General features: G+C 41.2%; 21 protein-coding genes. 3 read left to right on the top strand and 18 right to left on the bottom strand.

Annotated features, from left to right (window positions below; translation table 11 throughout):
• Positions 1-68: 68 nt before the first annotated feature.
• The 13 genes from OFY17_RS08040 to OFY17_RS08100 all read right to left on the bottom strand — a co-directional run bounded on the left by OFY17_RS08040 (position 69) and on the right by OFY17_RS08100 (position 12,717).
• Positions 69-599, bottom strand: coding sequence for a CvpA family protein (locus tag OFY17_RS08040; protein ID WP_263530214.1), 531 nt, complete (start codon positions 597-599; stop codon positions 69-71).
• 74 nt (positions 600-673) lie between these two features.
• Positions 674-1,234 (bottom strand): SPOR domain-containing protein, encoded by a 561-nt coding sequence (locus OFY17_RS08045; RefSeq protein ID WP_263530215.1) that lies wholly within the window; start codon positions 1,232-1,234, stop codon positions 674-676.
• A gap of 12 nt (positions 1,235-1,246) precedes the next feature.
• Positions 1,247-2,482 (bottom strand): bifunctional tetrahydrofolate synthase/dihydrofolate synthase, encoded by a 1,236-nt coding sequence (gene folC, locus OFY17_RS08050; RefSeq protein WP_263530216.1) that lies wholly within the window; start codon positions 2,480-2,482, stop codon positions 1,247-1,249.
• Between the two features lie 4 nt (positions 2,483-2,486).
• Entirely contained in the window at positions 2,487-3,356 is an 870-nt protein-coding gene (gene accD, locus OFY17_RS08055; protein ID WP_263530217.1) for an acetyl-CoA carboxylase, carboxyltransferase subunit beta, read from the bottom strand.
• Between the two features lie 31 nt (positions 3,357-3,387).
• Complete coding sequence (gene trpA, locus OFY17_RS08060; RefSeq protein WP_263530218.1) at positions 3,388-4,194, bottom strand: tryptophan synthase subunit alpha; 807 nt, start codon at positions 4,192-4,194, stop codon at positions 3,388-3,390.
• On the bottom strand, positions 4,191-5,402 hold the full coding sequence (trpB, locus tag OFY17_RS08065; protein WP_263530219.1) for a tryptophan synthase subunit beta: 1,212 nt from the start codon (positions 5,400-5,402) through the stop codon (positions 4,191-4,193). Before trpB ends, trpA begins: the two co-directional genes overlap by 4 nt.
• Positions 5,395-6,012 carry a phosphoribosylanthranilate isomerase gene (locus tag OFY17_RS08070; protein WP_263530220.1) on the bottom strand — a complete coding sequence of 206 codons (618 nt, stop codon included), beginning with the start codon at positions 6,010-6,012 and terminating at the stop codon, positions 5,395-5,397. The genes trpB and OFY17_RS08070 overlap by 8 nt, the downstream gene beginning before the upstream one ends.
• Positions 5,996-6,820 (bottom strand): tRNA pseudouridine(38-40) synthase TruA, encoded by an 825-nt coding sequence (gene truA, locus OFY17_RS08075; protein ID WP_263530221.1) that lies wholly within the window; start codon positions 6,818-6,820, stop codon positions 5,996-5,998. The genes OFY17_RS08070 and truA overlap by 17 nt, the downstream gene beginning before the upstream one ends.
• Complete coding sequence (locus OFY17_RS08080) at positions 6,813-9,095, bottom strand: FimV/HubP family polar landmark protein (protein WP_263530222.1); 2,283 nt, start codon at positions 9,093-9,095, stop codon at positions 6,813-6,815. Before OFY17_RS08080 ends, truA begins: the two co-directional genes overlap by 8 nt.
• Before the next feature lie 139 nt (positions 9,096-9,234).
• Positions 9,235-9,966: an EAL domain-containing protein gene (locus OFY17_RS08085; protein ID WP_263530223.1), complete on the bottom strand. Its 732-nt coding sequence runs from the start codon at positions 9,964-9,966 to the stop codon at positions 9,235-9,237.
• A 163-nt stretch (positions 9,967-10,129) separates the two neighbouring features.
• On the bottom strand, positions 10,130-11,776 hold the full coding sequence (gene groL, locus OFY17_RS08090) for a chaperonin GroEL (protein ID WP_263530224.1): 1,647 nt from the start codon (positions 11,774-11,776) through the stop codon (positions 10,130-10,132).
• 55 nt (positions 11,777-11,831) lie between these two features.
• Positions 11,832-12,122 carry a co-chaperone GroES gene (locus OFY17_RS08095; RefSeq protein ID WP_263530225.1) on the bottom strand — a complete coding sequence of 97 codons (291 nt, stop codon included), beginning with the start codon at positions 12,120-12,122 and terminating at the stop codon, positions 11,832-11,834.
• A gap of 127 nt (positions 12,123-12,249) precedes the next feature.
• The gene (locus OFY17_RS08100) at positions 12,250-12,717 is read right to left on the bottom strand and encodes an FxsA family protein (protein WP_263530226.1); all 468 of its coding nucleotides are present in this window, start codon (positions 12,715-12,717) and stop codon (positions 12,250-12,252) included.
• 47 nt (positions 12,718-12,764) lie between these two features.
• Here OFY17_RS08100 and OFY17_RS08105 point away from each other — a divergent pair, with 47 nt between their 5' ends.
• Positions 12,765-13,085 (top strand): MGMT family protein, encoded by a 321-nt coding sequence (locus tag OFY17_RS08105; RefSeq protein ID WP_263530227.1) that lies wholly within the window; start codon positions 12,765-12,767, stop codon positions 13,083-13,085.
• 39 nt (positions 13,086-13,124) lie between these two features.
• Here OFY17_RS08105 and OFY17_RS08110 read toward each other — a convergent pair whose 3' ends face one another.
• Positions 13,125-13,610 carry a YajQ family cyclic di-GMP-binding protein gene (locus OFY17_RS08110; RefSeq protein ID WP_263530228.1) on the bottom strand — a complete coding sequence of 162 codons (486 nt, stop codon included), beginning with the start codon at positions 13,608-13,610 and terminating at the stop codon, positions 13,125-13,127.
• An 86-nt stretch (positions 13,611-13,696) separates the two neighbouring features.
• Here OFY17_RS08110 and OFY17_RS08115 point away from each other — a divergent pair, with 86 nt between their 5' ends.
• Positions 13,697-14,635, top strand: coding sequence for a ketopantoate reductase family protein (locus OFY17_RS08115; RefSeq protein ID WP_263530229.1), 939 nt, complete (start codon positions 13,697-13,699; stop codon positions 14,633-14,635).
• A 34-nt stretch (positions 14,636-14,669) separates the two neighbouring features.
• On the opposite strand, the gene OFY17_RS08120 is transcribed toward OFY17_RS08115, so the two are convergent.
• Both OFY17_RS08120 and OFY17_RS08125 read right to left on the bottom strand, forming a co-directional pair.
• Entirely contained in the window at positions 14,670-15,503 is an 834-nt protein-coding gene (locus OFY17_RS08120; RefSeq protein WP_263530230.1) for a CvfB family protein, read from the bottom strand.
• Positions 15,504-15,563: 60 nt separating this feature from the next.
• Positions 15,564-16,130, bottom strand: a complete 567-nt coding sequence (locus OFY17_RS08125; protein WP_263530231.1) for a DUF1415 domain-containing protein — start codon at positions 16,128-16,130, stop codon at positions 15,564-15,566.
• 205 nt (positions 16,131-16,335) lie between these two features.
• On the opposite strand from OFY17_RS08125, the gene OFY17_RS08130 reads away from it, so the two are divergent.
• Positions 16,336-17,532 carry a DEAD/DEAH box helicase gene (locus OFY17_RS08130; RefSeq protein WP_263530232.1) on the top strand — a complete coding sequence of 399 codons (1,197 nt, stop codon included), beginning with the start codon at positions 16,336-16,338 and terminating at the stop codon, positions 17,530-17,532.
• Between the two features lie 52 nt (positions 17,533-17,584).
• Here the strand turns inward: OFY17_RS08130 and ribA are convergent, their stop codons facing one another.
• A complete protein-coding gene (gene ribA / locus OFY17_RS08135) occupies positions 17,585-18,193 on the bottom strand; it encodes a GTP cyclohydrolase II (protein WP_263530233.1) in 609 nt (202 codons plus the stop codon).
• 97 nt (positions 18,194-18,290) lie between these two features.
• A complete protein-coding gene (locus tag OFY17_RS08140) occupies positions 18,291-18,764 on the bottom strand; it encodes an Lrp/AsnC family transcriptional regulator (protein WP_263530234.1) in 474 nt (157 codons plus the stop codon).
• Positions 18,765-18,882: the final 118 nt, after the last annotated feature.

The raw sequence follows: 18,882 nt of genomic DNA on the forward strand, positions 1-18,882 counted from the left end.
GTGTTGGGGAGTTACGGCCAATGCCGCAAATTTATTACCGTATGTTAGCTACTTTAAGTCTGTAGCTTTTATTTAAGAACACGGTCAATGAGAGTCGAATCCACAAGGTCCGAGCTCTTGCCTAACATTTCACGTGTCCAATCGTTTAACTGTCCCAATTGCGGAATTAACTGAGACGACTTCCAAAACTCTGTTTCCTCAATAGCGGGACTCAAACTTAGTAATGATACGAAAGCAATAACAATCAAACTGCCTCGAGCAAAACCAAAGAGCATGCCTAATACTCTGTCCGTACTGGATAAACCTGTTACTTGGATTAAAAACCCCAGCATGTAGCTCACCAGAGCACCCACAACCAATGAAGCAACGAATAGAGATACATAAGAAACAATATAACGAATCTGGTCGTTCTGAACCTGATCTAATAGCAGAGCCTGCATTTGGTCTGCAAACTTGACCGCTATAACAAATGCAACAACCCAAGTTAGTAACGACAAAACCTCTTTAACAAAGCCTCGTTTTAAACTGAGTAATGAAGAAAGAACAACTACACCGATAATTAACCAGTCTACCGTCGACATTGCACTAGCTTGTTCCATTCGTACCTCTAAAAAAGGAGCGCAGTTTAACAGATGAATCCCATATTCAAAATACCGTTATAGAACTGCTACCATTAATTCACTGAAAATTTCGTAACGATTCCAGCTAAGTTAAATTTCTCTTTAATCTCATCACGAGATTTTTCTGATGCACTGCGGTCAAATTCAGGCCCTACGTAAACTTTATAAAGAGAATTCACCGTAACACTGTAAGCATCGTATTTTTCTGCTTTTAGTTTTTTGACTAGGTTAGTAGCATTGGTTTTACTTTTAAAAGTAGCAATTTGAACAACCCAACGCCCCACATTTTGTTTAACAGGCGAAGGGGAAACCGTTTTTTCTGGAAGTTTTGCCTGCGTACTTTCACTTTTAGGTGGACTCTTTTTTTCCACTTTAGCGACAGGAATGAGTGTAATTTGTTCTGAAGGAGCTTCTTCTTTCTCAAAGGGAATGCTTTCTACTGGCTGCACCGCTTGAATCTCGACAACAGGAAAAGCAGGCGGCTCTGTCACATGAACTTCAACCTCAAGCTCTGGTGGTCGTTCGCCATCAAGAATCAACGGCAAAAGAATAGCTGCCGATAAAACAATAATACTGGCACCAATCAGTCTGTAGGTGATATTTTTATCTATCATAAATCACTCATCTTATTGGCTCAGTGCTAAATACTCTGAGACAGTTACAAAAGACCCAAATACAATTATTGATCTGCCACTTGATTGGGCATGGGCATATGCAGCTTGAAATGCATTTTTCATGGACGAATACCCATGAGCCATCCTTTTTTCTTTCGGTAGATTTTCAATAATATCTTGTGCCGTCGCTCCGCGAGTACCACTAAGGTCAACACAATGCCATTCAGAAAAACTTTCTGACAAATGTGAGACAACAGACTTGATATCCTTATCTTTCAACATGCCACAAACAGCAATTGGCGGCTGTGTAAACTCTTGGATTCTACTAGATAATTCCATTGCCGCTTCTGGGTTATGGGCAACATCAATATAAACATCAGGAGAAGCTGAAACCTGCTGAAATCGGCCAGTCAGTTCCGCCGAAGAAAATAGCTCTACAAGCTCATCTTGGCAAGGATTCACACCCAACTCTAATAAAACGGCAATAACAGTCGCTGCATTTTGAATAGGTAGAGACGGTATGGGCAAACCTTCAAAATTCACTGTTTCATTATGCCAATTCCAACCCGCTGCCTTCTTTTCAAAAAAGAAATCGATACCTTTCTGCGTTAAAATAGCTCCAGTTTTAGAAACAACTTCAGCAATATTGCTTGGTGGATTCACAACACCACTAATGAGAGGTTTACCTTTTCTAGCTATTCCCGCTTTTTCACCCGCAATAACATTTAGATCATCACCAAGCCAATCCACATGATCAAGAGAAATAGAAGTGATCACAGCAAGATCGGTATCCACCATATTTACCGAATCCAAGCGTCCACCTAACCCAACCTCTAACACCCAATAATCTAACTGGGAGAAATCAAACACCCATAAAGCAGCAAGAGTACTAAATTCAAAGTAAGTTAAAGGGATATCTTCTCGAGCAGCTTCTATTACAGAAAATGCTTGGCAGATTAGTTCATCACTACATTGAATAGCATTAAGAGAAATGCGTTCATTAAAATTGATGAAGTGGGGGGAAGTATAGGTGCCAACGGAAAGACCCTGTTGGCAAAGATACTGAGTTAACATGGCACAGGTTGAACCTTTACCGTTCGTACCTGCTACCGTTATCACTTTTTGTTTAGGCCGTGATAGATTCAGCCTAGCTAACACCTTGCTCCCTCTTTCTAAACCCATTTCAATTTCAGAGGGGTGTTGGCTTTCAATATATGAAAGCCAACTGTCTAATGACCTTTGTGTCATTTACTTAAGCGACCTTATTGGCAGTCAAAATGGATAAGATATTATGCAAACGAGAACGCATGTCCTCACGTGAAATAATCATATCCAAAGCGCCCTTATCTAATAAAAACTCACTACGCTGGAAGCCTTCTGGAAGCTTTTCACGTACTGTTTGCTCAATCACTCGAGGACCAGCAAAACCAATAAGCGCGTTAGGCTCAGCAACATTTAGGTCACCTAACATAGCCAAAGAAGCGGACACGCCACCAAAAACAGGGTCTGTCATGACTGAAATATAAGGGATACCTTGCTGCTTCATTCGTTCAAGGCCAGCACTGGTTTTTGCCATCTGCATTAGAGAGATCAAGGCTTCTTGCATACGAGCACCGCCACTGGCAGAGAAGCACACAAGAGGAATACGTTTTTCAAGACAAACATTAACTGCTTGGATAAAACGTTCACCAACGATAGCACCCATGGATCCACCTAAGAATCTAAATTCAAATGCAACTGCAACAACAGGCATACCATCTAGAGTACCTTGCATAGCGATTAGAGCATCTTTTTCACCCGTCGCTTTTTGAGCATCCGCTAAACGGTCTTTATAACGCTTAGAATCTTTAAATTTCAATTTATCTTCAGGCTCGAGGTGAGCACCTATTTCTTGACGATCTTCTTTATCTAAGAAAATATCTAGACGACGGCGCGCACCGATACGAAGGTGGTGGTTACACTTTGGGCAAACATCTAAGTTCTTATCTAACTCAGGACGATATAAAACGTTTTCGCACTTAGGGCATTTTTTCCAAAGGCCTTCAGGAACTGAACCTGATGCGCCACGTTTAGATTCACTACGAACGATCGAAGGTACAAATTTATCTAACCAGCTACTCATTTAATTCTCCATATTTCTTAATTGCTGTCGCTTAGGCGTCCATTTCACTGCGCATTGGAGCTAGTATAGACCCTAAAGCATCAGCTATATATTCTTTATCTTTTGCCGCATTTTCAGCTATGGCGTTTACCAACACGCTACCGACGATAACGCCATCGGCACACTTACTCACCGCTGCAGCCGTTTTTGCGTCACGAATACCAAAGCCTACACCTATTGGTAAATCTGTAATTTCTTTTAATGAATCTACGTGAGCTTTAACACTATCTACATCCAATTCGGCGGATCCGGTCACACCTTTAACTGAAACGTAATAAACATATCCAGACGCTAGATCACAAATCTTCTTAGCTCGCGCAGGTGTGGTTGTCGGCGATAATAGGTAAATCAAGTCGATTTCATTATTTTTAAAGCATTCTACTACATCTGTCGCTTCTTCAGGAGTCAGATCAACCAATAAAACGCCATCTACACCCACTTCTTTTGCTGCATCTGCAAAAGCCTGATAGCCAAAGAACTCAATAGGGTTCAAATAGCCCATCAAAACGACTGGTGTTGAGCTATCTTCTTCTCTGAATTTAGCGATAATGCTTAATACTTTTTTAACCGTCGTACCAGCTTCCAAGCTACGCTCACAAGCTAGCTGAATAACTGGACCATCTGCCATTGGATCGGAAAAAGGCATACCAATTTCAATAATATCAGCACCAGACTTCACTAAAGAATGCATCATGGTAACCGTATGTTCAGGAGTTGGGTCACCCGCTGTAATGTATGGGATAAGCGCCTTTTTTCCTGTTTTCTGTAATGTGTCAAAACATTGTACTATACGGCTCATACTTCAATCCCATCCAACTCAGCTACAGTTAAAATATCTTTATCCCCACGGCCAGATAAATTGATCACAACAATTTTATCTTTGTCCATTGTGGCAGCCAATTTCATTCCATAAGCAATTGCATGGCTTGACTCAAGAGCAGGCATTATGCCCTCTAGACGAGTTAGGTCACGGAAACCCTCCATTGCTTCATCATCATTGATGGCAACATAGTTAGCTCGACCAATATCTTTTAACCAAGCGTGTTCAGGGCCTACACCTGGGTAGTCAAGGCCAGCAGAGATAGAATGAGTCCCTATAATTTGACCATCATCATCGGCCATAACGTAGGTGCGGTTACCGTGCAACACACCCGGTCGACCAGCACATAAAGGCGCCGCATGACGACCCGTTTCAATGCCGTCACCACCTGCTTCAACACCGTACATAGCAACACTTTCATCTTCGATAAATGGATGGAACATACCAATTGCGTTAGAACCGCCACCTACACAAGCAACCACAGCGTCAGGCAAACGCCCCTCTTGCTCAAGGCATTGAGCTTTAGTCTCGCGACCAATTACCGCTTGAAAATCGCGAACCAATTTTGGGTATGGGTGTGGTCCAGCCGCTGTACCGATAATGTAAAAAGTATCATCAACATTTCCGACCCAGTAACGCATGGCTTCATTCAGAGCATCTTTCAATGTTTTGGTGCCAGATTCAACTGAGATAACTTCGGCACCCAGTAGTTTCATTCTATAAACATTAAGTGACTGACGGCGAATATCTTCTGCGCCCATAAACACTTTACATTTAAGACCAAGGCGAGCGGCAACAGTAGCAGATGCCACACCATGTTGCCCTGCTCCAGTTTCTGCGATGATGTTAGGTTTTCCCATATGCTTAGCAAGCAAAGCCTGCCCTATGGTGTTATTAATTTTGTGGGCACCTGTATGGTTCAGATCTTCTCGCTTAAGGTAAATTTTTGCGCCGCCCATTTTTTCGGTAAGACGCTCAGCGAAGTATAGCGGTGATGGGCGCCCAACATAGTGAGCCAAGTCACGGTCAAACGCCGCTTGGAAAGACTCATCTTTTGATAAGTCTTCATACATTTCAGCAAGGTCTTCTAGTGCAGACATGAGTGTTTCTGAAACAAACACTCCGCCATAAGTACCAAATCGCCCTTGAGCGTCTGGTAAGTTTAAATCTATTTTATTGTTATCCACGTTTTGCTCCGCTAATAAATTCTTTAACTTTAGACTCGCTTTTCAAGCCTTTAGATAATTCTACGCCCCCACTCACATCTACTGCGTAGGGTGAAACCTGCTTCACTGCACTCTTAACATTTGTTGCGTCAAGACCTCCAGCTAACACAATAGGCTTTGACAATCCTTCTGGAATCAAAGCCCAATCAAATACTTCTCCGGTCCCTCCAGGAACCCCCTTTTTGTAAGCGTCCAATAAAATAGCGCTAGCACTTGGGTATTCATCAACTAAAGCCGATATATTATCACTTTCTTTCACCCTTAGGGCTTTCATATAAGGTCGCTGAAAGGAAATACACTGAGATTCTGACTCGTCACCATGAAATTGGATCATCCATCGAGAGCCACCATCGACAACTGAATAAACCTCCTCGTTAGTTGCGTTCACAAAAAGCGCGACAGGCACAACAAAGGGAGGCAGTGCCTGCACAATTTCATTCGCTTTTTCTGGAGATATGTAACGAGGGCTTTTTTCGTAGAAGACAAAACCTAATGCATCAGCACCATGCTGACACGCCATCAAAGCGTCGTCCAAATTAGTGATGCCACATATTTTAACTCGGCAATTCATAGTTAGGCTCTTCTACAAAAGGTAAAAAATGTGGTCCTAATGCATTTTTAGGAACATGGAAGTTTTCAGGGTACTCAGCATCTACAAAATACAAACCAAAAGGCGGTGCTGTTATCCCCCCTTTCGTACGATCCTTGGACCGTAACACTTCCTCTGCCCACTCAACTGGCTTTTCACCAGCACCTATAGACATAAGCACGCCGGCAAAATTACGAATCATATGGTGCAGAAAAGCATTTGCCCTTACGTCCAGTACAACATACTGACCAAAGCTCTGAACCTCAAAATTAAGAACCGTCCGCATTGGTGTTTTAGCTTGGCAACCAACAGCACGAAACGAGGTAAAATCATGAGTTCCCTTAAAAACTTTAGCTGCCTGCTGCATCGCCTCAACATCTAACCGTTTATAAGTCCAAGTAACACCTTTTGATAAAATTGCCGGACAAAAATCAGCACTATATATGACGTATCTGTACCGTCTAGTTAATGCACTAAACCTAGCATGAAAGTCATCAGCAACATATTTGGCAGCAACGATAGAGATATCAGAGGGTAAATAAGTGTTAGCGCCCATCGTCCAAGAGCGTTCATTTCTTTGAACATGAGTTTCGAAATGGATTACTTGAGCACTGGCATGAACACCAGCGTCTGTTCTGCCAGCACAAACCACCTTAACTGGGTGGTTTGCAATAACAGAGAGAGCCTTTTCTATGTTTTCCTGTACACTTGGCACACCATTTTTCTGTGCTTGCCAACCTTTATACGCAGAACCATTATATTCAACAACCAGTACAACTTTCTTAGTCACTTGGGAACAAACGCTCCATCATACTTTTTGCCTCTGCAATTTGAGCTTCGTTACCAACCTCAACAACATCTTCTAAGATTACTCTGGCACCTTCTTCATCACCCATATCCATATAAGCACGCGCCAAATCCAATTTTGTTGCAATTTCATCTCCGCTAGCATCAAAGAAGTCAAATTCCTCTTCTTCATCGCTCTCTTCTTCATCTTCAGCGGCTTCTGCTTCCCCAAACTCTGGAGCTTCAACTTCTTCCTCTTCTTGCATTTCTGCAAGGGTTTCTTCGATTGTATTCTCAACCGAATCATCAGGAACACCATCAAAAATAGCAGATTCATCAGTATCATCTTGATCGGGATCATCTAAGAGACTAGAAACAAAAGATTCTTCTTCACTTGTAATATCGTCTTCCAACGCTTCTTCCAAGTTAAGATCCAATTCATCAACATCAGCCAACTCGTCGGCAGCGTCTTGCTCTTCAAATGGGTCTATATCTTCTTGTTCTTCTACCGGCTCAAGCTCTGGCTCAACACTTTCCTCAATCGAATCAATTGCCTCATCGATTTCTGCGATGGCTTCATCGATTGCATCATCAACATCGGGTATTGATTCTTCCTCAGAGTCTTCCACCTCTGCCATCATGGTGGGAATCTCTTCTTCAGAGAAATCTTCTAAATCATCTTCATCAATTTCAATAACGGGTTCAGGTAAGTCATCTTCCGAGAATTCATCATCCTCAAGCTCTACATCATCAAACCCTGAGTCAAAATCCGCCTCTTCTGAGATTGCCATATCTTCTGGCTCATCATCAGAAATAACATCAGAGTCAAAATCATCCAGATCATCAACAACATCATCGTCTAGGTCGTATTCATCTTCATCTGGTTGAGAAGCTACCGCTGCGACAGCCGCCGCTGGTGCAGCTGCAGATAGATCAAACTCATCTTGATTTACACTATCTTCTTGGTCTTTCTTCTTACCTGAACGCCTCATAATCAAGCCGATCAAGAAACCTAACATTAGAAGAACAGCAGCCCCTATTGAAACAATTATAGGATTACCAAATATCTTGTTAACTAACGAATCTGCTTCAGCTTGCTCTTTCTCTCTACGTATTTGATCAGCTTCTAGAAGCTGATCAACCGTATTCTTTTGCTCTTGTAGAGCCTGAACAGCACTGGTAAATTGTTGCTGCAATTCGGCCATTTGGGCATCTTTTAGGCTAATCAACTGCTCTAAGGTTTCTAATTGCTCATTCAACTCACCTAATTTCTCAGCAAGCTCTTCCTTCTCTCTCTTTTCTTTGTCGAGCATTTCCTGTGAAGCTGAAAGTTCCATTGCAAGTTTGGCTGCTTCGCCATTACCAGCATTGGAACTACCAGAATTCTCAGCAAGCATACTTTGCCCAGAAGCCAGTGTTAGCTTATCTTCTGCTTTGCCTGTATTTGAAGATGCTGCTTTAGATTTTGCCTGAGTATTAAGCTGAGCACGATCAACAGAAGAACCCTTATTCCCTTTTAAGGCCATCCAAGCATCATGCTGACGAAGAAATTCTTCTCTGGATGTGATTTTGTTGAACTTTTCAATTTGCTCTTGGGAAGGTAAACGAAGAACAACACCTTCTTTTAATAAGTTAATATTATTAGAGTAAAATGCATCTTTATTGAGGGACTGTATCGCCATCATGGTCTGATAAATACTCAACTCATTTGATGGGCGATTTTTATCAGCAATAGACCAGAGAGTATTCCCCTTTGATACAGCAAGTGTTTCTGGTCGTGCCATACTTGCCTTAGGCGCAATGGAATCACGAAGCACACTTCCAGAAGAAGCACTTCCTTTTGACATGGCAGTAGATTGCACTACATCGCTTTCGCTTTTTTCAACTAATGCAGATTGATCTAAAGGGGCTTTGTATTCTCGAACCATCTGACCACTAGGCCAGCGCGCTGCTAGGATAAATCTAAGCTCTTCCACGTTTAAAGCTTCATCTGAAGAAACCCTAACGCTAAGCTCACCATTTTCACGAACAACACTGAACTTTAGTTGGGAAAGAACTCGAGTAGGAGAAAAACCAGCCTGACGGAATTCGCTTTCACTACCTAGGCGAATCAGTATGTCATTTTGAGTAAGCGCTCCCACATCAGACAATTCAATCTTGCCTCGATAGGGCTCGCTAATTTTTGATTGAGAGGTTAACTCGCCCAGTTCCAATGCGTAACTGCTGGAGACAAATAGTGCACTTGACACAGCAATACTAACGAGGGTTTTTCTGAGCATAAGCTTCCCTTTATTAACAAATAATGGCTACAAAGATTAAACAAGTATCTTACACAGATAAGCATTTATCAATAGCTTTAGAATCAATGGTTTGCACTAAAGCAAAACAGGGGCCTAAAAACACATTTTATAAAGTTTTTTAGTAAGCTTCATAGTTCAAGAAACGATCACGATAATAAAACCCTTGCACATAATCGACACCAAGAAAGCGAGCGAAGAGAACGTCACCTTCACTTTCAACTCCTTCTAAAACCACTTTCTTACCAGTCAAATGGGCAAAATCAATAATTTTACTAACAAAGACCATAAAATTAGAGTCTGTTCGTTTTTTCAAAACAAAGCGATCTAGCTTAATCCACTCAACAAGCTGCAAAACAGATACCGACAACATAGACTTAGGGTTACACAAATCATCTAGCGCTGTTTTTATTTCAAGTTTATTAAATACCTCAATCATAGAAAGGCTCATAATGGCGTCACTCATTTCAGAGTTTTCGATCAATTCCACCACTACACGCTCACGACAATTATCTTCGATAAGTTGAACAAACGGATTTTCAGTTGCATCCTGACCGCAGGCATAAAACGCATCTTGGTCTAAGTTAACAAACACTTTTTGTTCTTTCGATAAATGTTCGAGCTGAATTTTCTTTTGCGCCAACTCAACTTGAAACAATAATAGAGGGCTATCATGCAAGGCCGCAAAGACATAATCAGGCCTTATAAATTCACCATGGGCTGACTTAAAGCGTGATAACGCTTCATAGGCAAAAGTCTCCCCAGTCTTAAGCTCCACAATAGGCTGGTACTCAACACCAAAACGCTTAGCCTCAAGTAACTCTAACAATACTTTCTGGGATAACTGACTCATATTTAATTAAGGACCCATGCAAATAAAAATAATTAACATTTATATTTATTATAAAAACTCTACTCATATAAATCTATTTATTCTTATAACTCATAAAGTTAATAATAAAAAAGCCCCGCTAAAAAGCGAGGCTTTATTTAAAAGAAAGGAGTAAAGGCCATGATTACATCATGCCGCCCATACCACCCATTCCGCCCATGCCACCCATATCAGGCATTGGCGCTGCATCTTCCTTTGGTAACTCTGCGATCATTGCTTCTGTCGTGATCATAAGACCAGCAACAGATGCTGCCGCTTGAAGCGCTGAACGAGTTACTTTAGCTGGGTCTAGGATACCCATCTCAAGCATATCGCCATATTCGCCTGTTGCTGCGTTGTAACCAAAGTTAGCTTCACCTTGCTTAACTTTATCAACCACAACAGAGGCTTCGTCACCTGCGTTAGTAACGATTTGACGCATAGGCGCTTCCATCGCACGTAATGCTAAGGCAATACCAACGTTTTGATCTTCGTTATCACCAGACAGTTCGTTCACTTTTGTTAATGCGCGAACAAGAGCAACACCACCACCAGCAACAACACCCTCTTCTACTGCAGCACGAGTTGCATGAAGCGCATCATCAACACGGGCTTTCTTCTCTTTCATTGCCACTTCTGTTGCTGCACCAATTTTGATAACGCCAACACCACCAGCTAATTTAGCAACACGCTCTTGAAGCTTTTCTTTGTCGTACTCAGAAGTAGAGGCTTCCATTTCAGCACGAATTTGCGCAACACGACCCTTGATAATTGTCGCATCACCAGCACCATCAACGATGGTAGTAGACTCTTTAGTCAGGGTAACGCGCTTAGCAGTACCTAATTGTTCAATTGTTGTTTCTTCAAGCTTCATGCCTACTTCTTCAGAAATAACAGTAGAACCAGTAAGAATCGCAATATCTTCTAGCATTGCTTTACGACGGTCACCAAAGCCTGGGGCTTTAGCAGCAGCCACTTTCACGATACCACGCATGCTGTTTACAACTAGAGTCGCTAACGCTTCACCTTCAACATCTTCTGCAATGATAAGTAATGGGCGTGAAGCCTTAGCAACACCTTCCAATACAGGTAGCAGATCACGGATGTTAGAGATTTTCTTATCAACTAGGACAATGAATGGATTTTCTAGTTCTGCACTCATTGTTTCTTGATTATTGATGAAATAAGGAGAAAGGTAACCACGGTCAAATTGCATACCTTCAACTACAGCAAGTTCGTCTTCGAAGCCTGAACCTTCTTCAACGGTGATAACGCCTTCTTTACCAACACGCTCCATTGCTTCAGCAATGATTTTACCAACAGAAGAATCTGAGTTAGCCGAAATAGTACCAACCTGCTCTACCGCACGAGTATCTGCACAAGGCGTTGATAGGTTAGCAATTTCTTTTACAACAGCCGCGGCAGCTTTATCAATACCACGCTTAAGATCCATAGGGTTACGACCAGCTGCAACCGACTTCAAACCTTCTGTAACAAAAGCTTGAGCCAACACAGTAGCCGTTGTAGTACCGTCACCAGCAACATCATTTGCTTGAGACGCCACTTCTTTAACCATTTGTGCGCCCATATTCTCGAACTTGTCTTCAAGTTCGATTTCTTTAGCAACGCTAACACCATCTTTGGTTACTAGTGGAGAACCAAAAGATTTTTCAATAACAACATTACGACCTTTAGGTCCCAAAGTAACTTTTACTGCGTCCGCAAGAACATTAACGCCTTTCAGCATTTTCTGACGAGCGCCATCTCCAAATTTAACTTCTTTAGCTGACATTTTTTATACCTTTAATGTTTTAAATATTAAAAACTGAATACGAACTACAAGACTCTTAGGCTTCAATAACACCGTAGATTTCGTCTTCTTTCATAATAAGTAGTTCTTCACCATTGATTTTCACCGTTTGACCTGAATACTGGCCGAACAATACAGTGTCGCCAATGCTAACAGCCAACGCTTGCACGTCTCCGTTAGATTGAATACGGCCAGTGCCTACAGCCAAAACCTCGCCTTGAGTAGGCTTTTCTGTAGCAGATCCAGGCAAAACGATACCAGATGCTGTTGTTGTCTCTTCTTCTTTACGGCGAACAACGACACGATCGTGCAAAGGACGAATATTCATTAGTTATTTTCTCCAACTAAAACAATACCAGGACTCCCCTGGCAGGATGTATCTCACAACCAATGTGAGAATCTCTATCGACTTTCTATATACGGCTGAGAAATAGGATTTCAACCCGTAAGAAAATTTATTTTTTATCTATTAGATCATTTTCTTCATTAACGAATTCACCTTCTATGATGTCTTCGTTTTGCCCAGTACGATTGGCACCTGTTCGCCATTGTGAACTGCGCTGCATAACTGAGCTCATGAATTTCAGAATTAAACCCGCAGCAAGGAGCTTTCTAAAGAATGGTATTAGTAACACACCACCAATGGCATCCGTCACAAACCCCGGAATCAATAAACATACACCAGCAAAAACCAACATTAGGCCTTCTGCCATTTCAGATGCAGGTAACTCACCCCGCTGCATTTTTTCTTGTGCTTTCTGAGATGTTTCTAAGCCTTGCTTACGGATGAGGCTCACCCCTACAATAGCGGTTAAGAAAACTAAAGCTATGGTAGTGAGGCCGCCAATTTCTCCCCCTACCTGAATCAATACAGCTAACTCAACAACAGGCACCAAAATAAATAATAAAAGCGCAATTCTCATAATCTTTTCTTTCCTTTTCAACATACACTCTATCTATGGGCTTATCTGTGACTAATCAAGCAATTAATGGGTTTAAATCTCAAGTTCTTATTGTTTTAAACAATATTCAAGAAGGCCAGTGTATTGCCTATGGGGAATTAGCTAAACAAGCAGGTTTTCCTAACCATGCACGACAAGTCGGTACATTACTCAAAAACTTACCCAAAGACACTAAACTGCCTTGGCATAGGGTAGTTAATGCAAAACATCATATTAGCTTTATTGAGGGATCAGAGGCCTATGAGCGCCAAAAGCAGAAACTAGAGGAAGAAGGCTGGGTAATCCTAGGTAATAAATTGACAGTAAATGAAAACAACAAAGGGGATTAAAATATCCCCTTTGTAAAACATTCTTACAATATTAGAAACTTAATCTCTAAAGTTTGTAAATTGCACAGGCTGAGCCAAATCCGCTCCGCGTAACAACGCCATCACCTGCTGCAAATCATCACGCTTTTTACCCGTAACACGCAACTGATCACCTTGAATTTGCGCTTGCACTTTGATCTTACTATCTTTGATCATCTTGACAATTTTTTTCGCTTCGTCGGTCTCTAAACCTTCTTTCATTCTGATAGCTTGAGACGCTCGCATATTGCCCTTCTCTACCGCATCTTTATCAAGACTTTTTAGGTCGATACCACGCTTAACTAGCTTTTGATTCAAAATATCAGACATTTGGCGTAGTTGTGGTTCTGCTTCTGCTTCCATAACAACACTGGTTTTATCTTTAATCTCATAATGAGCTTTTACGCCTTTAAAATCATAACGCGTTGTGATTTCTCTATTGGCTTGATCCACTGCATTGCTGACTTCGTGCCAATCCAACTCAGATACTACATCAAACGATGGCATTTTATGCTCCTTAACATTTTCAACATAAGTAATTTGAGGCGATAATAGCAGGGATTTTAATAAAATACCTAATGGATAGCTTTTCTATGAAAAATACACCTTGGCTAGTAATAGGCGCAGGCGCAGTTGGTCTTTTTTGGGCATGCAAGCTAGAACAGCTGGGGCATAAGGTGCATTTAGTTTATAGATCCACAAAGCCTGGCAAATTAATTTCGCTGAGTTCTGCCATATCAGGGGAAGCACATCTTCCTTCCGAACATAAGGTAAAAAGCTTCAAAGCAAGTGAATTAACCCGGTCATATAACAAGGTATTACTTTGCACAAAATCGTTCGATTTAAAGGACGCCTTCCTGAATTGTAAAAACAACATTTCATTAGAAGCCGATATTGCCTGTTTATGTAATGGCATGGGAGCACAACAGCTATTACAAAAAGAACTAGCGCCAACACAAAGGCTCTGGGTCGGAACCACCAGTGAAGGCATGTTGAAGACAGCAAAAAATCAAGTCACACATACAGGGCTTGGCGATACCTTCTTCGGTCTTTGGTCAACACACTCAAGCAGTGAATCCTTTCCCTTAGATAACTACCAAGTACCAAACATTCACCCAAAGCTATTCGATAAGCTCGCTATTAATGCCTGTATAAACCCTCTTACAGCTATTTTTGAAATACATAATGGCGAGCTACTTAACCCAGAATATAGCCCCTTACTAGAGGCATTAATAACAGAGCTAGAGAGCGTCTTCTGCCATAATAAATTCGAATACAAAGAACATAGCCAACACCTAACAAAAGAGGTTTTGACTAATCGCATACAGACCGTTGCTCAATTAACCAAACTCAACCGCTCGTCTATGTATGAAGATTTACGTTTAGAGAGGACGACTGAAATCGACTACATTTCAGGCTTTTTACTCACGAACAGCCCTATTGAGCTCCCTATTCAGAAACTGCTTTATGATGCTGTCACCTCTGCAGATCAAAGAGAGACTTACAAAAAAAAGCTGCTAAACATCGTCTAGCAGCTTTTTAAAATCACCTTATTTAAGAACCAGCTTACAGCTTGGTCACTTTCTCTTTGGTTAGGTGTATTTTTTTATCTTTATACAAAGCGCCCAGTGCTTTTTTATAAGTTGCCTTACTTACTTTAAACACCGCATAAATCGCCTCTGGCGAGGCTTTGTCTGTCAATGGCGATTCGCCGCCTTGTGAGTCTAGGTAATCCAGTACATCGTCTAATATGTTACGGACTTTTTTATAACCGACTTCCTGAAGACTTAAATCGATTTTGCCATCTTCGCGCATTTGTTTGATAAAGCCTGTGGTTTTCTCACCTTTCCTTAGCTGCCTAAAGGCATCTTCAAAAAACAAAACACCCCAGAAGCGATTATCAATAACACATTTGAAGCCGATATTGGTTTTATCGCCAATGATGATAGAGACTTTATCACCCACTCGGTATGGCGCCTCTTCACGATTCAATAAGGCATCAACCTTTGTGGTTGCCACAATACGATTCGTAAATTGATCAAGATAAATGAACAATAGGTGAGTTTCACCCTCTTCCACTCTATTCTTCTGCTGACTAAAAGGCACCAATAAATCTTTTGGCAGCCCCCAGTCGAAAAATGCACCTACTTGGTTAACCGCTACTGAAGTCAAAGCAGCAAACTCGCCTACCTGTGCTTTCGGTAAGTCCGTTGTGGCAATCAGTTTATCGTCTGAATCAAGGTAAACGAAGACCTCAACTTTTTGACCCAACTCGATGCCTTTTGGTACATACCTTTTTGGCAGAAGAATCTCACCAAGGTCCCCAGCGTCTAAATACACACCGAAATCCTTTTCTTTTACTACTTCTAATGTGTTTAGACGTCCAATATTTGCAGCCATAGGCTCTCCGAACAATATTTCGTATCATCTAATGCTTCAACATAAGCATTAGCCATATTTTTATTCACTTTCTATGTTTGTTTTCATACAAGATTCAAACATAGCATCTAATTTCTGTTTACCTAACTGATCCATCTTCTCGATATTATTGTTCGGTATTTCAGTTGTATCACCATAAAACTCTATTGCCTTATCTAAGCTTGCCTCTCTTAATAAATGCAGCATAGGGTAAGGGGAACGATTGGTGTAGTTAGAAACATCATCTGGTTCTGTTCCTGAGAAGCAATAATCAGGATGAAATGTCGCTAATTGATAAACACCTTCGCAACCTTGATCGAACATAAGGTTTTCCGCCATTTCTACAAAATCCAAATAGCTGTGGAAGCTTTTAAACAATGAAGGAAAGATAATCAAAGTCGTTTCCGTCTCAGGCGTTTGATCTAACCATTGAATTTCAGCCATAAGCTCTTCAAGAGCCACGTCCATTTTCTTAGAGCGAAGTACGACATATCTCACACTGTTATTTTCTACTTCACGCTTGGCAAACGGGCAGACATTTTGCGTAATAATGAAATCTTTCACCCAGCTCATCGTTTGGGCGGTTACTAATTCGTCAGAGAGCAACATGGAAGTGCCTTATCCTAAATATTTTTGGCTATTCTAGAGCAAAGCGCTATGTGGGTCTAACTTATCCCACCCCTACTTGAGTTTCGATTTCGCAGAGTAGTAAAACAAGGTATCATAAGCCTCATTCTGGTCAGCAAATTGACCAAAGGCTAGAAAAAGCAACGCTTCTTTCTACCATTACATTTTTCGCCATTAGAGAGCCTACATGTCATTCTCCGAACTAGATCTAGATTTAACCATCGAGCACGCCATTAGCGAGCTGGGATTTGATACGCCAACAGAAATTCAACAACAAGCAATACCAGTTGCATTAGATGGTTCGGACCTTCTTGCGACAGCACCAACAGGCACAGGTAAAACCATTGCTTTTTGCGCACCCGCTATTCAACATATTCTTGATAGAGACGAGCAATCTACAACCGCCCCCAAGGTGTTAATCTTAGCGCCAAGTCGTGAGCTAGCTCGCCAAATATTTAACACGGTTGAGCTACTTACAAAACACACTCGCATTCAGTCTCAATTGATCATAGGCGGCACACCTTATGGCATGCAACAACAGCAACTAAGCGAGCCATGCGATATTCTCGTTGCCACACCTGGTCGTTTAGTCGAGTTAGATGAAAAACAATGGCTAGACTTAACCGATACATCGTATTTTGTCATTGATGAAGCGGACCGTATGCTTGACATGGGTTTCGTAGGCGCCATCAAACACATTGCCAATGAGCTTCCGAAGGAAAGACAAACACTCATGTTTTCTGCCACATTAGAAGGTGAGAAAATGGGGCGTTTTGCCGGCGAGTTACTAAATGAAGACACAGAACAAATACGCCTAGGAGAATCATCAAGAACAGTACCAAGCCAAATAAAGCAAACGGCATATCGTATTGATGACGAAGAACACAAAGAAGCGGTCTTAAAGCATTTGTTATCACAAGAACGAGTCCAACAGGCTGTCCTGTTTGTTTCAAATAGAGAGCATGTGGACATCTGGGTACAACGCATTCGAAAAATGAATATCATGTGTGATGGTTTGCATGGTGACATGAAACAAGGCGACCGCAGTGAACACATGAAACAAATGAAGCGTGGAAGATTGCAAGTTCTTGTTGCAACTGACGTAGCTTCTCGCGGTATCGACTTACCTGAGATTAATACGGTTATTAACTTACGCTTACCACGTAAAGCAGACAGTTATATACACAGGGCGGGACGTGCTTCTCGTGAAGGTGCTCCCGGCGAATGCATATCTCTAGTTGATATTAATGACCTTCCTATGATGGAAAAAATTCAGCGCTTTATGCAAGCAAATATCAAATTCAGTAAGATTCAAGGCCTTGAACCTAAAACGAAAGTACGATCATCAAGCACTAAGAAAAAGAAGAAGGCAACCAAAAAGTAGCAATCAATAAAAAAGCCCCATAAGGGGCTTTTTTATTGTCATAACGCGTCAATCAATCTTCAAAGTGTATTGTATGAGCTTTACGTTCCGCTTTGGTTTCTAAGTATTTGCGATTATGCTCGTGTACGTGAACTTGCGTTGGTACAACTTCAACCACATCAATACCGCTGTCTTTTAATTGCTGCGCTTTATCTGGGTTATTAGTAAGCAAGCGAATGGTATTGGCCTCTAACGCTTTTAACATATCCGCAGCAACGCCGAAATCACGATCGTCTTGAGGCATATGCAGCATTTCATTTGCTTGATAGGTGTCATAACCTTGATCTTGAAGTGCATAGGCGTCTAGCTTAGCGTAAAGGCCAATACCTCGGCCTTCTTGACGAAGATACATGATATAGCCACCTTCTTTATTGATGAGGTCAATAGCCTCATCTAACTGATCACCGCAATCACAACGAGCTGAGCTAAAAACATCTCCCGTTAAACATTCAGAGTGCAATCTAACTAAGGGAGCCGTGCCCTCTTTCTTTTCCGTACCTTCAAAGTAAATACCTATGTGTTCTTTTTCGGTACCTTTGCCTTCGAAAGAAATAAAGTCAGCGGTTATCTCGCCTGCTTTTAATAGGATGTTAACTCGCTGTTTTATCTTAAATTCAGTCATTTAATTATCTCAAATAGGTGCAAAACTTCTCTTATGCTGCTTCTTTATTAGGGTGAAATCTAAAAAAACAAGAAGAAGTTATATTGTAACATTAAATTTACTTTAAGTGCCCTAATGGCAATGCAGTACTTTCTTTAACGCTACGTAGCAAGAAACTAGATTGCACACCTGTCACACCGGGAATACGTGTTAGTTGCCCTAATAGAAAATCATGGTACTTTTCCATATCCTCTACGACTACCTCTAACAAGTAATCACAGTTCTGTCCTGTAACAAGATTACAGTTTCTCACTTCTGAGAATTGATTCACTTGCTCTTCAAAAACACTAAATCTATCTGGCGTATGCCGGTCCATGCTAATTTGCAGGAAGGCGGTCAACTTCAAACCTAATTCCGAGCGTTTTAAAACCGTCACTTTTCGGTCAATAATTCCACTTTCTTCTAACGCTTTCACTCTTCGCAGACAAGGCGAAGCGGATAAACCTACCCTATCGGCTAATTCCTGATTGGTTAAGCTAGAATCTTGCTGTAATTCTGACAGTATACTTAAATCTATTTTATCAAAAACCATATGATCAGCCATTTATTGTAAAAAAAATAAGAAATGAGCAATATAATTTCAATATAAACCAAAAAAACATAAAAAACGCAATCTTTTACCCTTAAAAAAGCCGTATCATATAGCCATT

Source organism: Marinomonas sargassi (assembly GCF_025716875.1).
Classification (GTDB): domain Bacteria; phylum Pseudomonadota; class Gammaproteobacteria; order Pseudomonadales; family Marinomonadaceae; genus Marinomonas; species Marinomonas sargassi.

Coding starts and splice junctions, on each gene's coding strand:
- OFY17_RS08125 (WP_263530231.1), bottom strand. CDS start 16,130: ATGTTGCTCTCTGACGAATTAGTAACCGCCCAAACGATGAGCTGGGTG.
- OFY17_RS08100 (WP_263530226.1), bottom strand. CDS start 12,717: ATGAGAATTGCGCTTTTATTATTTATTTTGGTGCCTGTTGTTGAGTTA.
- accD (WP_263530217.1), bottom strand. CDS start 3,356: ATGAGTAGCTGGTTAGATAAATTTGTACCTTCGATCGTTCGTAGTGAA.
- OFY17_RS08070 (WP_263530220.1), bottom strand. CDS start 6,012: ATGAATTGCCGAGTTAAAATATGTGGCATCACTAATTTGGACGACGCT.
- OFY17_RS08130 (WP_263530232.1), top strand. CDS start 16,336: ATGTCATTCTCCGAACTAGATCTAGATTTAACCATCGAGCACGCCATT.
- ribA (WP_263530233.1), bottom strand. CDS start 18,193: ATGACTGAATTTAAGATAAAACAGCGAGTTAACATCCTATTAAAAGCA.
- OFY17_RS08080 (WP_263530222.1), bottom strand. CDS start 9,095: ATGCTCAGAAAAACCCTCGTTAGTATTGCTGTGTCAAGTGCACTATTT.
- OFY17_RS08095 (WP_263530225.1), bottom strand. CDS start 12,122: ATGAATATTCGTCCTTTGCACGATCGTGTCGTTGTTCGCCGTAAAGAA.
- OFY17_RS08110 (WP_263530228.1), bottom strand. CDS start 13,610: ATGCCATCGTTTGATGTAGTATCTGAGTTGGATTGGCACGAAGTCAGC.
- OFY17_RS08120 (WP_263530230.1), bottom strand. CDS start 15,503: ATGGCTGCAAATATTGGACGTCTAAACACATTAGAAGTAGTAAAAGAA.
- trpA (WP_263530218.1), bottom strand. CDS start 4,194: ATGAGCCGTATAGTACAATGTTTTGACACATTACAGAAAACAGGAAAA.
- OFY17_RS08115 (WP_263530229.1), top strand. CDS start 13,697: ATGAAAAATACACCTTGGCTAGTAATAGGCGCAGGCGCAGTTGGTCTT.
- OFY17_RS08140 (WP_263530234.1), bottom strand. CDS start 18,764: ATGGTTTTTGATAAAATAGATTTAAGTATACTGTCAGAATTACAGCAA.
- OFY17_RS08085 (WP_263530223.1), bottom strand. CDS start 9,966: ATGAGTCAGTTATCCCAGAAAGTATTGTTAGAGTTACTTGAGGCTAAG.
- folC (WP_263530216.1), bottom strand. CDS start 2,482: ATGACACAAAGGTCATTAGACAGTTGGCTTTCATATATTGAAAGCCAA.
- groL (WP_263530224.1), bottom strand. CDS start 11,776: ATGTCAGCTAAAGAAGTTAAATTTGGAGATGGCGCTCGTCAGAAAATG.
- OFY17_RS08040 (WP_263530214.1), bottom strand. CDS start 599: ATGGAACAAGCTAGTGCAATGTCGACGGTAGACTGGTTAATTATCGGT.
- OFY17_RS08045 (WP_263530215.1), bottom strand. CDS start 1,234: ATGATAGATAAAAATATCACCTACAGACTGATTGGTGCCAGTATTATT.